Here is a 14225-nt window from a genome sequence, read left to right as displayed (position 1 = left end):
ACACAATTGGCACGTTTGCAAAAAACATCGGGCTGGCGATGGCTGGCAAGAATCCTTGGGGCGGGACATCCGGAGGCGGTTCAGACGACAGCTCCGGCGGCGGCAACAGTTCCGGTTCGGAAAAACCGAAAGGTCCGCGGAACCCCTGGTTGCCGGGCGGCGGTGGTGAACCGCGCCGCAGTGCCAATGTAGAAGACATTTTTAAACGTCGCGGCGGCGGCCAAGGTGGCGGCGGCGGCCCGGGAGGCGGAGGCTTCAAATTACCCGAGCGGCCCGGCGGCAAGAGCTGGGTACCGATCATCATCGGGCTAGTAGTCATCGCATGGGTCGGAACAACCTCGCTCCATTTCATTCAGCCTAAAGAGCAGGCCGTCGTAACCACTCTGGGCAAGTTTTCGCGCACATTCAGTCCGGGAACGAACTGGACTTTGCCTTGGCCGTTCGAACAGGTGCAGGTCGAGAACATCAGTGAGGTCCGCGCAGTCCGCATCCCAGGCGGAGAGGCGGAAAAGCTGATCCTGACTGGTGATCAGAACCTGGTCGACCTGTCTTACCTCATTCGCTGGAACATCAAGGACCTGACCCAGTTCAAGTTCCGCCTGGCGGAACCGATCGTGACGGTAGAAGAAGTTGCTGAAGCAGCGATGCGCGCATCGGTCGCAGAAAAAACGCTGGACGAGACTTTCTCCGGTCAGGGCCGCGCCGAAATTGAAGAGCGGGTAAAGAACCGGATGCAGGCCATCCTCGATACCTACAAGGCGGGTATCGCCGTGCAGGGTGTTGAAATCGATAAAACCGACCCGCCAAGCAAGGTGGTGGAGGCGTTCAAGGACGTTTCCGCAGCCGAGCAGGACGCCGACGCCGCGCGCAACCGCGCCCGCGCCGCTGCCCAGCAGATCCTTGCCCGCGCGGAAGGTGAGACAACCGCTTTCGACAAGGTTTACGAGGAATACCGCCTCGCACCCGAAGTGACGCGTCAGCGGCTCTATTACGAGACAATGGAGCGTGTGCTCAGTGAAACAGACACGACCGTCGTCGAAACGCAGGGCGTGACCACTTACCTGCCGCTTCCGGAAATCAAACGCCGGGCGCAGCAGCGATCGGCCGCGCCGACCGTATCGGCGGAAGGACAGTAAAATGCAGACTATCTGGGAAAATCACCGCTTATCCATCATCGCAGTCGCGGTTCTGATTGCAGCTGTCCTCTCCACCCTGTTCGTGGTGCCAGAGGACAAGCAGGTCGTTATCGTGCGGGCCGGTGAACCGATTACCGTAGTCAACCGCTTCCGCCCCGATCAGAACTTTGGCGAGACCGGTGCCGGCGTCTGGTACCGTATTCCGCTGGTCGATAATGTGGTCGAAGTCGACAAGCGCATTCTCGATCTCGACATGACCGATCAGCAGGTTCTGTCCAGCGATCAGCAGCGCCTGCTCGTCAACGCCTACGCCCGTTTCCGGATCATCGATCCGGTGCGCATGGTCGAACGAGCTGGGTCGACCGACGGGGTTCGTACGCAGCTTGAGCCGATCCTGAACTCGGTCCTGCGTCAGGAACTTGGCCGGAGGACGTTTGCCTCCATGCTGACCGCCGAGCGCGGCACCGCGATGTCCAACATTCGTGACAATCTGGACCAACAGGCGCGCAATTACGGCGCGCAGGTGATCGATGTGCGGATCAAACGGACCGACCTGCCCGAAGGCACTCCGCTGGAATCTGCCTTCACCCGCATGGAAACCGACCGTGAACGCGAAGCGGCAACGATCCGCGCACAGGGCCAGCGCGACGCGCGTATTATCCGGGCAGAGGCAGATGCCACTGCGGCACGCCAATATGCCGAAAGCTTCGGCAAGGATCCGCGCTTTTACGATTTCTACCGCGCCATGCAGAGCTATGATGCGACCTTCGCCAAGGGCACCGACGGTGAAAGCAGCATTATCCTGTCGCCGGACAATGAATACCTGCGTCAATTCCGGGGCAGGCGTTAAGCGCCCCGTATTGACCGTTTGTCGATGACTACAGCTGTCGTTCAAACGACGTTCAGCGCATTTCACGACAAACCAGCAGGAACAAAGGCGTCAATGGATGCCTGTAATGATGAAGAGGATGATAAGGACGTGAAGCCTGTGCGATATGCCTATGGAGTTACATCCGCGCTGCTGGTGAGCGGCGCAGCCATTTCCCTGCTTGGTGGTTTCCCCGCTGGTGCCCAAGTGGCCCAGAACGAGGGCCTGCAGCTTGAGCGCGCCGTTCCTAGTGCCGGCGCGCCCGCGAGCTTTGCCGACCTGACCGAGCAGCTTCAGCCTGCTGTGGTCAACATTTCCACCCGTCAACGGATTGAAGTGAATAACAATCCGTTCGCCGGAACACCGCTGGCCGATCTGTTTGGCCGCCGCAACGGCCAGCAACGCCAGCCGCAAACCCGCGAGGCGCAATCGCTTGGCTCGGGCTTCTTCGTTTCAGCTGATGGCTATGTCGTCACCAACAACCACGTGGTGAGCCCAAACGGGCGCGGAACGGTGGAAGAAATCACCGTCACGCTGCCGGATGGCAAGGAATATCAGGCCGAATTGGTCGGCAATGATGCCGCATCCGACCTCGCAGTGCTGAAGGTACAGCGCAGCGAACCGTTCCCGTTCGTCAAGTTCGGCGATTCTGCACGGGCCCGCACCGGCGACTGGGTGATCGCGATCGGCAACCCGTTCGGCCTTGGCGGAACTGTTACCAGCGGCATCGTCTCCTCAGTCCTCCGAAACACCGGCGGCGGCGCATATGACCGTTACATCCAGACCGATGCCAGCATCAATCGGGGTAACTCGGGCGGCCCGCTGTTCGATATGAAAGGCAATGTGATCGGCATTAACAATGCCATCTATTCGCCATCGGGCGGCAGCGTGGGCATCGGCTTTGCCATCCCTGCAGAAATTGCCGCGCCAATTGTCGAGCAGCTCAAGCAAGGCCAGACCATCGAACGCGGGTATCTGGGTGTCAGTATCCAGCCGGTCGATGACGATCTGGCAGATTCGCTCGGGATTGAACGCAATCGCGGCGAGATCGTGCAACTGGTTCAGCCTGATCAACCAGCCGATTCGGCAGGCATCAAGGCCGGCGACATCGTTGTCGAAGTGAACAACCAGCCTGTCACAAACGAACAGACCTTGTCATTCCTTGTCGCGAACATCGCGCCCGGCACAACAATTCCGATTGAACTGTATCGGGATGGCCGCCGCCGCACGGTTCAGGCGACCATCGGCAAACGGCCGAGTGAGGAAGAACTTCGCAGCCAGCAAATGTTCGATCCGGATAGCGAGAGCGAAATGCCCGATGCTGGCGATTCCGGCGTGATCGAGGAACGCCTCGGTCTTCAGGTTATCCCGCTGACCGAACAGATCGCGCGCCAGCTTGGCGTCGGTGCCGACACCGAAGGTCTCGTGATCGCTGCCGTCGATCCGAACTCGGACGCAGCCCGCAAGGGCCTGCAGCGCGGCGACATCGTGCTGACTGCAAATTACAACGCAGTCAGCACCGCCAATGATCTAGAGGGTATCGTCAATCAGGCCCGGACAGAGAACCGCGATGCGGTATTGCTGCGCATTCAGCGGCGCGGCCGCCCGGCACAGTATGTCGCAGTTCGTATGAAATGATTGATCCGCGATTAGCGTAAAAAGCAAAAGGCCCCGTCCGATCTGTCGGACGGGGCCTTTTCTTTTCATGTGTCCGCTGAAGGTAAAGCGTGCAGGCCTATTGCTGCGGCGCCGGCTGCCTTGATGGCTGCGGTGCCGGGATTGGCCGCGTTGCTGGCTGCGGCGGCGGCGTGGCCGGGGTTTTTCGCCGCCCGCCGCCAGTCGCCCGGTCAAGGAAGTCCTCGCTTACCGCTGGCGGTACGTTCTGGACCGGCCTTTGCTGGCGCTCTGTCAAATCCTGCGGCGGAGGAGGCGGTGCCTGTTCACCTTCGATCGAAAACGCCGGTTCACCCGGTTCCTGCGGACGCCCAGGCTCGATCAGATTGCCTTGTTCATCGATGTAGTAATAGTCATCCGGATCGCCGAAGTAATATTCGTCATCAGGCTCCAGCTGCCATTCGGGAAGCTTCAGCTCCGTGTTGAATTCTTCGACAGGACGGTCCTTAACAGCATAGCGCATGAATGCGGCAAAAGCCTGTGCCGGTGCGCGGCCGCCCTGCAATCCGCCCACCCGCTTCGCATCATCGCGGCCCATCCAGACACCAGTGGTAACCCCGCTGGAAAACCCGATGAACCAGCCATCCTTGTTGGAGGATGTCGTGCCGGTTTTACCTGCGACGGGCCGGCCGATTTGCGCGGCCTTGCCGGTACCGGTGTTCACCGCTGTTTGCAGCAGATCGGTAATTCCTGCGGCAACGTAATCCGGCACAAGCCGCGTCTCGCGCGCCTTTTCATGTTCGTACAAAGTCTCGCCGTCAGCAGTGGTCACTTTTACCACGCCGTAAGGTTCAACTGACATCCCGCCTGCAGACACCGCGGCGAAGGCCCGCGTCATGTCGATCACCCGCGTCTCCGAACTGCCCAGAACCATCGCCGGGAAAGTGGAAATCGGAGTAGTGATCCCGAAACGGCGGGCCATGCTGGCCACCGTGCCGAAACCGACTTCATTGCCCAGCTGCGCAGCCACAGTGTTCTTCGAATAGGCGAAAGCCGTACGCACGTTGATTTCACCGGCATAGCTTCCACCGGAATTGCGCGGGCTCCAGTCATCAATCGTGACCGGCGCATCGACCACGCGGTCTTCGGGGGTGTACCCGGCCTCCAGCGCGGCAAGATAGACAAACAGTTTCCAGGCCGAACCCGGCTGGCGCACGGCATCGGTTGCCCGGTTGTAGTTTGTTTCGACGTAATCGGTGCCGCCGATCATCGCCAGAATTGCACCATCGCGGTCCAGCGAAACCAGCGCGCCTTGCGCACCGCCCGGAGTGTTCGATTTGATGGAGGCGGCGGCTGTGCGCTGCATTCCGACATCCAGCGTGGTCCAGACCTCAATCGGTTCAAATGTTTCGGGCAGCAGGATATCAAGCTGCGGCAGCACCCAGTCGGTGAAATAGCGCACCGAATTCTGCCCGCGATCCTGCTTCAGTTTGACAGCCGACGGGTCGACGCTGGCGCTTTGCGGGATGCGTCCCTGTTCCTTCATCAACCGCAACACAACCTGTGCGCGGTCGACAGCCGCATCGACATCGGCGGTGGGGGAATAACGCGACGGGGCTTTTACCAGACCCGCAATAATCGCCGCCTCTGCCGTGCTGAGATTGGTCGCCGGATGGCTGAAAAATTTGCGGCTTGCGCTGTCGATCCCGTATGCGCCGCCGCCAAAATAGACCTTGTTCAGATACAGCTCGAGGATCTGCTCCTTTGAAAACTTGCTTTCAAGCGCAAGCGCCAGAACCGCCTCACGCATCTTGCGGTCAAGTGTCCGGTTCGAGTTCAAAAACACGTTGCGCGCAAGCTGCTGAGTGATGGTCGATGTCGCGGATATGCGCCCGTCACCGGCTGCCGCGTCGTACAGCGCACGGGCAAGGCCAAGCGGGTCGACACCGAAATGGCTGTTGTAGCGGCGATCCTCGACGGAGATCATCGCATCTTTCATCACCTGCGGAATTTCTTCGCTCGAAAGCCACTTTCCGAAACTGGGGCCGAGCTCCACGATTTCCGTGCCATCGCGAGCGCGCACAATGATAGTCTGCGCGTTCTGCGTCGCTTTCAGTTCGTTGTAGGACGGAAGCGACCGGGCCGCGAAAAAGACGGCCAGCCCAAGGAATGCAACACCAAGCAGCGCGAGCGCGGCGCCCCATAGGAAAGTACGGCGGAGCCAAAGCTTCCACCCGGTCAGGGGCTGTTTGCCTGGCTTCCGCGCCGTTGTCTTGCGGTTAGCGCTGGCGGCGCGCCGACTGCCCCGTTTGGCCATTCTTCCTAAACCACCTCTGCAAGGGCCCGTCTATTCATAGCGAGCGCCATCAATCATACCGTAAATGCCTGCATTGGCCAGTTGTAACGCGGCGTGAACGGGGGAAGATTCGGCCTGTTTAACAGGGGAAGCTTAATCGCCGTCCTTGTCCCCGCCTGCGAAATCAAGCGATGCGCTGTTGATGCAGTAACGCAGGCCGCCCGCTTCTGGCGGCCCATCAGGGAAAACATGACCCAGATGGCCGTCGCATTTGGCACAGGTAACCTCTGTACGGATCATGCCGTGCGACACGTCGCGGTGTTCAGCCACCGCCTCGCCCTCGGCAGGTTTGGTGAATGCCGGCCAGCCGCAACCGCTGTTATACTTTGCATCGCTTTCAAACAGCTTCGTCCCGCAACCTGCGCAGTAATATTCGCCTTCAGAGAAATGCTTGTCATATTCGCCGGTAAAGGCCCGTTCGGTACCTTTCTCGCGCAGGACATGGAATTGTTCAGGCGTCAGCTTTTCACGCCATTCGCTGTCAGTGGTCGATTTGGGATCGGTCATAGATGCTCCTTTTCATTCCATATGGCCATTTCGCGCCATATGAGAAGCCCGCAGCCGGCAGTCAGCCTATCCATCGACCTGCGAGTAATGGGCTGGAGGGGTGATTACTTCCATCCGCTCGCTCAGCAAGGGCCGGAAGCTTGGCCGGCTCTTGAATACAGAATACCAGCCTTTCGACTGTTCATGGCCCGACCAATCGATCCCGCCAAGATAATCGGCAACGCTGATCTGCGCCGCAGCTGTCAGATCGGCCAGACTCATCCGGGAACCAGCGAGCCAGGGCCGCGTGTCGATCAGATAGTCGATATAGTCCAAATGGCCATGCGCCATCTTCATCGCTTCGCGCAGGCGGCGCGAATCCGGCGGCTGACGCAGCACGATGCGTTTCTTCATCCGTTCCTGCAGCAGCGGCCCGGTCACATCGGTGAAGAAGTTTTCATCGAACAGCGCCACCAGACGGCGAATTTCAGCCCGCTCTTTTACCGTCCCGTTGATCATCGGCGACTGGTCGACGGTCTCTTCGAAATATTCGCAGATCGCCCGGCTGTCGCACAGGGTCGTCTTCTTTTCCGGATCGTGCAGGACCGGGGTTCGCCCGGCCGGGTTCAGCGCCCAGAACTCGTCGCTGGCATCCCACGGATTTTCGCGCCAAAGTTCATATCCCACGCCCTTTTCACTCAGTAGCAAGCGGACCTTGCGGCTGAATGGGCACAGGGGAAATTGATAGAGACGCCACATTGCATCCTAATGCCGCAAGCGCGCGTCAGCGTCCATACGCCGAATGATCAGCGAACGAATTAAATTCCCGAAGTTTCAAGCAACAACAGGCACGATGGCATGACTTGCTGCGTTTCGCCACTGTCCCACAGATCCTGCGCTTCGCGCTGGATCAACGCTGCGACCTGACCACGCTCCAGGCCAACCTCGTCCATCATTTGCGCGCTTACCCTGACAAAGAACTCTCGCCCTCTTTCGCCCAGTGCGGGCCAGTTCGAAGCCTCGGCATTTCCGCGTGATTGCCCATCGGCGACAATGGCGAAGGCAGCAGCGCAGCGTAGCGCCGTCTTCTGCTCAAGCGACACGAGCGGCAGCGAACCATCATCCCCGTTCGTTTGCGCAGTTAACGATCCCGCCGTGACGAGAGAAACAAGGGCGAATGCGTGAACAAATTTCGTGGTCATGCATTGGCCTTAAACTGCGGAGGATGAATATTCACCAACGCAATTAGGGCCCAGATGCGATTACCGCTCGCAACGCGGCACCTTGCGCCCCATGTGAGGCTGCAGAAATGTCTATTAGCGCGCAAAGAGGATCCACCAGATGAGCAACTATCCAGCCCTTCACCTTCTTGTTGGCGGAGAACAGATCTCCGGCGATGGCCGCGACAGCGAAGACGTGATCAATCCCGCAACCGGGGAAATCCTGGGCCGGCTTGTGCATGCGAACGCCGCCGATCTCGACCGGGCATTGGAAGGCGCGGAAAAGGGTTTTCGCGAATGGCGCAAGACACCCGCGGACAAGCGTGCCGCGATCCTGACCAAAGCTGCCGGCCTGATCAAGGAGCGCGCCGGCGAGATTGCCCATCACCTGACACTGGAACAGGGCAAACCCCTAGGCGAAGCGAAAGGCGAGACGATTTACGCGGCCATGCTGCTCGAATTCTACGCCGGTGAATGCAAGCGCCTCTACGGCAGGACGCTGGTGCGCCCGGAAGGAAGCCGGGTCGAGGTGCAATACCATCCTGTGGGTCCGGTTGCCGGTTTCGCGCCGTGGAATTTTCCCACTCTCAACGTGATGCGCAAGATCGGCGGCGCGCTGGCAGCGGGCTGTTCCGTGATCGTAAAGCCGAGCGAAGAGACCCCCGCATCCGGGATCGCAATTGTACAGGCACTGCTTGATGCAGGCGTACCGGGTGATGCGGTCCAATGCGTATTCGGCGTGCCCGATCAAGTGAGCCGTCATCTGCTGGGCTCGCAGATCATCCGCAAATTGACCTTCACCGGCTCCACCGCAGTAGGCAAGCATCTGGCAAAGCTTGCGGCCGAAGATCTGAAGATCAACACGATGGAGCTTGGCGGGCACGGACCGGTGCTCGTGTTCAACGATTCGGATGTGGACCAGGCGCTGGATACGATGGCCGCCACCAAATACCGAAATGCCGGTCAGGTGTGTGTCAGCCCTACCCGCTTCCTGATCGAAGAAGGCGTGTTCGAAAAATTCCGTGACGGGTTCGTAGAACGGGCCAAGGCCCTGAAGGTTGGCAACGGAATGGAAGATGGGACCCAAATGGGTCCGATGGCCAATTCACGCGGCGTCGACGGCATTCAGGAAAAGATCGGCGACGCGGTGGAGAAAGGGGCAAAACTGATGACCGGCGGTGAACGCATTGGCAATCAGGGATTCTTCCACCAGCCAACCGTGCTGAGCGAAGTTCCAACCGACGCGCAAATCATGAACGAAGAGCCTTTTGGCCCGGTCGCGATATTGAACCCGATGAGCAGCGAAGACGCGATGATCGAAGAAGCAAACCGCCTTCCCTACGGTCTGGCAGCCTACGCATGGACGAGTGATCCGACGCGGCGCCGCCGTCTTGCTGCGGAGGTCGAAGCCGGCATGCTTGCGATCAATACCGGGGGCGTATCCGCAGTCGATGCTCCGTTCGGCGGGGTGAAATGGTCGGGGTATGGCAGCGAAGACGGACGGGAAGGCGTAATGGCCTGCATGGTACCCAAGGCCATTCACGAAGGTTGACGCATCTGCGTCCAGTCTCGAAAAGCAACCAAACATCAATCGGAGATTCTCCCCGTCATGAAGACACGTGCCGCCGTAGCATTCGAAGCGAAGAAGCCCCTCGAGATCGTCGAACTCGATCTGGAAGGGCCGAAAGAAGGCGAGGTTCTGGTTGAAATCATGGCAACGGGGATTTGCCACACCGATGCTTACACGCTCGACGGATTGGATAGCGAGGGCCTGTTTCCAAGTGTGCTGGGTCACGAAGGGGCTGGCATCGTAAGGGAAATTGGCGCTGGGGTGACCTCGGTCGCACCGGACGATCACGTGATCCCTCTATACACCCCTGAATGCCGCCAGTGTAAGATGTGCCTGTCAGGCAAGACGAACCTGTGCAGCGCAATCCGCGAAACGCAGGGTAAAGGCCTGATGCCCGACGGGACCTCTCGCTTCAGCTACAAGGGCGAGACCATCTATCACTATATGGGCTGCTCGACCTTCTCGAACTTTACGGTCTTGCCGGAAATCGCGGTTGCCAAGATACGCACCGACGCTCCGTTCGACACCAGCTGCTACATCGGCTGCGGGGTCACCACCGGTGTTGGCGCGGTTGTGAACACCGCTCAGGTTAAGCCGGGCGACAATGTCGTCGTCTTCGGACTTGGCGGGATCGGCCTGAACGTGATTCAGGGCGCAAAGATGGCCGGGGCCGACCGGATCGTTGGTGTCGACATCAACAACGACAAGGAAGAATGGGGCCGCAAATTCGGGATGACCGATTTCGTCAACCCGGCCGAAGTCGGCAGCACGGTCGAGCATCTCGTCAATATGTTGGATGGCGGCGCGGATTACAGTTTCGACTGCACCGGCAACACCGATGTGATGCGCGAAGCGCTGGAATGCTGTCACAAGGGCTGGGGCACGAGTATCATCATCGGCGTGGCAGAGGCGGGCAAGGAAATTTCGACCCGCCCCTTCCAGCTTGTCACCGGACGCAACTGGCGCGGCACCGCGTTTGGCGGGGCGAAGGGCCGGACGGATGTTCCCAAGATCGTCGACTGGTACATGAACGGCAAGATCGAAATCGATCCGATGATCACGCACCGGCTGACGCTCGACGAAATCAACAAGGGTTTCGACCTCATGCATGCGGGCGAAAGCATCCGCAGCGTGGTCGTATTCTGATCGCAGAAAACCAACCATAACCAAGGAGAGAAGAATGTTCAGTCATGTGATGCTCGGGGCCGACGATATCGACGCCTCGAAGAAATTTTACGACGCTTGCTTCAAGGCGCTCGGCGGGCGCGAAGGCATGGTCGATCCTAAGGGCCGCGTAATGTACGTGCATAATGACGGCATTTTCATGCTGACCAAGCCGATCGACGGCCAGCCAGCCAGCTGCGGTAACGGTTCGACGATCGGATTCGCCGTGGAAAGCACCGAACAGGCCGATGCCTGGCATGAGGCAGGCCTCGCTAATGGCGGCACCGCGATCGAAGATCCGCCGGGCGTCCGCGAAGGCGCAGGCATGAAACTGTACCTTGCATACCTGCGCGATCCGGCCGGGAACAAGATCTGCACCATGATGCGTGTCTAAGACCGCGCGCTGATGGAAACAGTCGCTGAAAACCGTGCGTTCGGCGGAGTGCAAGGGGTCTATTCCCATGCCTCCGCCGAAACCGGCACCGAGATGACTTTCTCGGTATTTGTCCCGCCGCATCAGCTGGGCGCGAAATTGCCCGTTCTCTGGTATCTGTCGGGCCTGACCTGCACGCATTCCAACGTCACGGAAAAGGGCGAATTCCGCGCTGCCTGTGCCGAGCGCGGCATCATTTTTGTCGCCCCCGACACGTCACCTCGCGGCGAGGATATCCCCGACGATGACGCGTATGATTTCGGCAAGGGCGCCGGGTTCTATGTCGATGCGATGCAGGCGCCGTGGGCAAAAACCTTTCGCATGCGCAGCTATATCGAGAACGAACTTCCTTCGCTGATCGGGAAGAATTTCCCTGCCGACATGGAACGGCAAGGGATTACCGGCCATTCGATGGGCGGGCACGGGGCGCTGACAATCGCGCTTCGCAATCCGGGGCGGTTCACATCGGTTAGTGCCTTTGCCCCGATCGTCAGTCCGATGAATTGCCCGTGGGGTGAGAAGGCGTTGAGCGGATATCTGGGTAGCAACCGCGACACTTGGCGCGAATATGATGCCTGCGCATTGATCGAAGACGGCGCACGGCTGCCCGATCTGCTGGTGGATCAGGGAACGGCCGATAATTTCCTGAAGGACGAGCTGAAAACCGGTTTGCTGGCTCTCGCCTGCAAGAAAGCCGATATCCCCGCGCAAATCCGGATGCAGGATGGCTACGACCATTCCTATTATTTCATTTCCACATTCATGGCAGACCACATCGGCTGGCACGCAGATCGCCTGAAGGACGGCGACGAGGGCTGAAGGGATGGCTCGCCGCGACCGTGATCTCGTCAGCGAGCATTCTTCGGCAAGCATCCGGAACCGTCTGCGGTACCCGCGCGGCGAAAGCGCCTTGGGCGATTTCATGCTCGGCGGTGTGGACGGAGTCGTCACCACCTTCGCGGTCGTGGCGGGCAGCGCTGGCGGGCAGCTGACTACGGTAATTGTGATCATCCTGGGTATTGCCAATCTGATCGCCGATGGCTTCAGTATGGCGGTGAGCAATTATCTGGGCACGCGCGCGAGCCAGGAAGAAGTGCGCCAGAGCCGATCCGACGAGGAGTGGCAAATCACCGAATTCCCTGAAGGAGAAATGGCGGAAATCCGGCAAATCTTCGAGCAAAAGGGGTTCGAGGGCGCGACCCTGGACGAAATCGTGTCAGTCATAAGCGCGGATCGGAAGGTCTGGGTCGATACGATGATGGCCGAAGAATTGAGGCTCAGCGAAGTTTCCAAGCGACCGGCACGTGCGGCACTAACGACCTTTGTCGCTTTCTCCCTCTGCGGTTCGATCCCGCTGATCCCGTTCCTCGGCAGCTTCGGAACGTTCGACGAAATGTTCCGGATCAGCACGCTCCTCGGCGCGGCGACCTTTTTCATTCTTGGCATCGGTAAAGGCTGGGCGGTCGGCATCTCGCCGCTGCGCTCCGGACTGCAAACACTTGCCGTGGGCGGCGCGGCGGCGGCTCTCGCCTATGCCGCCGGTCATTTCCTACACTCGATGTTTGCGGGCTAGAGGCTTTTGCAACGGCTGAGAAAACACCTCAGCCGGAACGGCGGACTTCGAACAGCGCATATTCGGCGCGCCAGTTTGCCCCGCTGTCCCCGACTTCGCGCCCTTTCGTGAAAAACCACCGGTTCGAAATGGCAATATCCAGATCATCGGCCAGGGCCTCGAAGTCTTTCACCGTAACATGATGGATATTCTGAGTTTCGTACCAAGTCACGGGCAGGTGACGCGTCACAGGCATGCGCCCTTTACTCAGCAGCGCCCAGCGCATCCGCCAATAGGCGAAATTCGGAAAACTGACGAAGGCACGCCGCCCCACCCGCAGCAATTCGCGCAACATCCGATCGGGCCGCTCCGCCGTTTGCAGCGTCTGACTGAGAATTGCATAATCGAACGCCCCATCGGGATAGAAACCCAGATCGCGGTCCGCGTCGCCCTGAACCACGCTTAGGCCGCGCGCGACGCAGCGTTCCACGCAAACCGGATCAATTTCTATGCCGCGCGCATCAACCCCGCGCTGATCGCGCATGGCCGCCATCAAAACCCCGTCACCGCATCCGACGTCTAGCGCCCGGCTGCCCGGTTCGACATGGTCCAGAATTACCGCGAGATCGGGTCGGAGGGATGATCTGTCCGCTTCAGTCATCAAGAAACCCTCTTACAACACGGTCGAGCGCGGGCACATCCAGCAGGAAACTGTCATGGCCAAACGGTGCAGACAGTTCGACAAAGCTGACCGGCGCGCCTGCGGCATTCAGCGCGTGAACCACATGGCGGCTTTCCGCTGTGGGATAGAGCCAATCGCTGTCGAAACTGACCAGGCAGAACCGTGCGGTCGTTCCCGCAAACGCGTCTGCAAGCAGTCCGCCATGCTCCTCCGCGATGTCGAAATAATCCATCGCGCGTGTGATATAGAGATAGGAATTGGCATCGAAGCGGCGGGTGAATCCGCTACCCTGGTAACGCAGATAGGATTCGATCTGGAAATCGGCGTCGAAGCCGAACGTTTTCTCAGACCTGTCTTGTAGGCGCCTGCCGAATTTTTCGGTCAGCCCCTCTTCCGAAAGATAGGTGATGTGCGCCGCCATCCGTGCGACCGCAAGGCCAGCGTCAGGCGTTTTTCCCGATGCGTAATAATCGCCTTCCGCCCAGTTTGGATCGGCCATGATCGATTGCCGCCCGACTTCGTGAAACGCGATATTCTGCGCCGAATGGCGCGCGGTCGTTGCGATGGCGAGAACCCTGCCCGCTCGTTCCGGAAAATTCGCGGCCATGCTCAAGGCCTGCATCCCGCCCATCGATCCGCCCACCACCGCGTGCAGCCGTTCGATCTCCATCTGGTCAAGCAAGCCGGCCAAACCGCGCACCATGTCCCTGATCGTGATGACCGGGAATGACATCGCGTAAGGCTTGCCATCGGGGCCAATGGCCGCTGGACCGGTCGACCCCATGCAGCTGCCGATGACATTGGCACAGATCACGTGAAAACGGTTCGTATCGATCGGCTTGCCCGGACCGACCATGCGTTCCCACCAACCGGGTTTGCCTGTCACCGGATGCTTGCTCGCCACGAATTGATCGCCGGTCAGCGCATGACACAGGAGGATTGCATTGCCTTTGTCCGCCGCCAGTTCACCGTAGGTTTCGTAGGCGATCGACACGCCGTGCAGCACCTCCCCACTGTCGAGCGGAAGCGGATCGGCAAGCGTAGTCGCGTTGAAAACAGGCTGCGGCGTCATCGCGCAGCGGATTGCGGCACCCTAGCTGGGCTGTCAACGCAGCAATTTTTGTAGTCTGTCCTATTGCGCGCA

General features: G+C 59.6%; 14 protein-coding genes. 8 read left to right on the top strand and 6 right to left on the bottom strand.

Annotated elements, in window-relative coordinates; genetic code table 11:
- The first annotated feature begins 38 nt into the window (after positions 1 to 38).
- From hflK to GRI43_RS13305, 3 genes are all read left to right on the top strand, one after another.
- A complete protein-coding gene (gene hflK, locus GRI43_RS13315) occupies positions 39 to 1136 on the top strand; it encodes a protease modulator HflK (RefSeq protein WP_160731562.1) in 1098 nt (365 codons plus the stop codon).
- A 1-nt stretch (position 1137) separates the two neighbouring features.
- On the top strand, positions 1138 to 1986 hold the full coding sequence (hflC, locus tag GRI43_RS13310) for a protease modulator HflC (protein ID WP_160731561.1): 849 nt from the start codon (positions 1138 to 1140) through the stop codon (positions 1984 to 1986).
- Between the two features lie 93 nt (positions 1987 to 2079).
- Entirely contained in the window at positions 2080 to 3642 is a 1563-nt protein-coding gene (locus GRI43_RS13305) for a Do family serine endopeptidase (RefSeq protein ID WP_160731560.1), read from the top strand.
- A 97-nt stretch (positions 3643 to 3739) separates the two neighbouring features.
- Here GRI43_RS13305 and GRI43_RS13300 read toward each other — a convergent pair whose 3' ends face one another.
- The 4 genes from GRI43_RS13300 to GRI43_RS13285 all read right to left on the bottom strand — a co-directional run bounded on the left by GRI43_RS13300 (position 3740) and on the right by GRI43_RS13285 (position 7662).
- Positions 3740 to 5935: a transglycosylase domain-containing protein gene (locus tag GRI43_RS13300; RefSeq protein WP_160731559.1), complete on the bottom strand. Its 2196-nt coding sequence runs from the start codon at positions 5933 to 5935 to the stop codon at positions 3740 to 3742.
- 132 nt (positions 5936 to 6067) lie between these two features.
- Entirely contained in the window at positions 6068 to 6481 is a 414-nt protein-coding gene (msrB, locus tag GRI43_RS13295; protein ID WP_160731558.1) for a peptide-methionine (R)-S-oxide reductase MsrB, read from the bottom strand.
- A gap of 66 nt (positions 6482 to 6547) precedes the next feature.
- On the bottom strand, positions 6548 to 7219 hold the full coding sequence (locus GRI43_RS13290) for a glutathione S-transferase family protein (protein WP_160731557.1): 672 nt from the start codon (positions 7217 to 7219) through the stop codon (positions 6548 to 6550).
- Positions 7220 to 7278: 59 nt separating this feature from the next.
- Positions 7279 to 7662: a hypothetical protein gene (locus GRI43_RS13285; protein WP_235903765.1), complete on the bottom strand. Its 384-nt coding sequence runs from the start codon at positions 7660 to 7662 to the stop codon at positions 7279 to 7281.
- Positions 7663 to 7801: 139 nt separating this feature from the next.
- On the opposite strand from GRI43_RS13285, the gene GRI43_RS13280 reads away from it, so the two are divergent.
- The 5 genes from GRI43_RS13280 to GRI43_RS13260 are packed head-to-tail and all read left to right on the top strand — an operon-like array spanning position 7802 to position 12420.
- Entirely contained in the window at positions 7802 to 9232 is a 1431-nt protein-coding gene (locus GRI43_RS13280) for an NAD-dependent succinate-semialdehyde dehydrogenase (RefSeq protein WP_160731556.1), read from the top strand.
- A gap of 57 nt (positions 9233 to 9289) precedes the next feature.
- On the top strand, positions 9290 to 10396 hold the full coding sequence (locus GRI43_RS13275) for an S-(hydroxymethyl)glutathione dehydrogenase/class III alcohol dehydrogenase (protein ID WP_160731555.1): 1107 nt from the start codon (positions 9290 to 9292) through the stop codon (positions 10394 to 10396).
- 34 nt (positions 10397 to 10430) lie between these two features.
- Positions 10431 to 10808 (top strand): VOC family protein, encoded by a 378-nt coding sequence (locus GRI43_RS13270; RefSeq protein WP_160731554.1) that lies wholly within the window; start codon positions 10431 to 10433, stop codon positions 10806 to 10808.
- Between the two features lie 12 nt (positions 10809 to 10820).
- Positions 10821 to 11666 (top strand): S-formylglutathione hydrolase, encoded by an 846-nt coding sequence (fghA, locus tag GRI43_RS13265; RefSeq protein WP_160731553.1) that lies wholly within the window; start codon positions 10821 to 10823, stop codon positions 11664 to 11666.
- A 4-nt stretch (positions 11667 to 11670) separates the two neighbouring features.
- A complete protein-coding gene (locus GRI43_RS13260; protein ID WP_160731552.1) occupies positions 11671 to 12420 on the top strand; it encodes a VIT1/CCC1 transporter family protein in 750 nt (249 codons plus the stop codon).
- 28 nt (positions 12421 to 12448) lie between these two features.
- On the opposite strand, the gene metW is transcribed toward GRI43_RS13260, so the two are convergent.
- Positions 12449 to 13060 (bottom strand): methionine biosynthesis protein MetW, encoded by a 612-nt coding sequence (metW, locus tag GRI43_RS13255; protein ID WP_160731551.1) that lies wholly within the window; start codon positions 13058 to 13060, stop codon positions 12449 to 12451.
- Positions 13053 to 14153: a homoserine O-acetyltransferase MetX gene (gene metX, locus GRI43_RS13250; RefSeq protein ID WP_160731550.1), complete on the bottom strand. Its 1101-nt coding sequence runs from the start codon at positions 14151 to 14153 to the stop codon at positions 13053 to 13055. The genes metW and metX overlap by 8 nt, the downstream gene beginning before the upstream one ends.
- Between the last annotated feature and the right edge of the window lie 72 nt (positions 14154 to 14225).

The sequence above is a fragment of the Pontixanthobacter luteolus genome (assembly GCF_009828095.1).
In the GTDB taxonomy this organism is placed as follows: domain Bacteria; phylum Pseudomonadota; class Alphaproteobacteria; order Sphingomonadales; family Sphingomonadaceae; genus Pontixanthobacter; species Pontixanthobacter luteolus.
The sequence above is the reverse complement of the archived record's forward strand: the minus strand, read 5'-3'. Positions and strand labels throughout refer to the sequence as shown.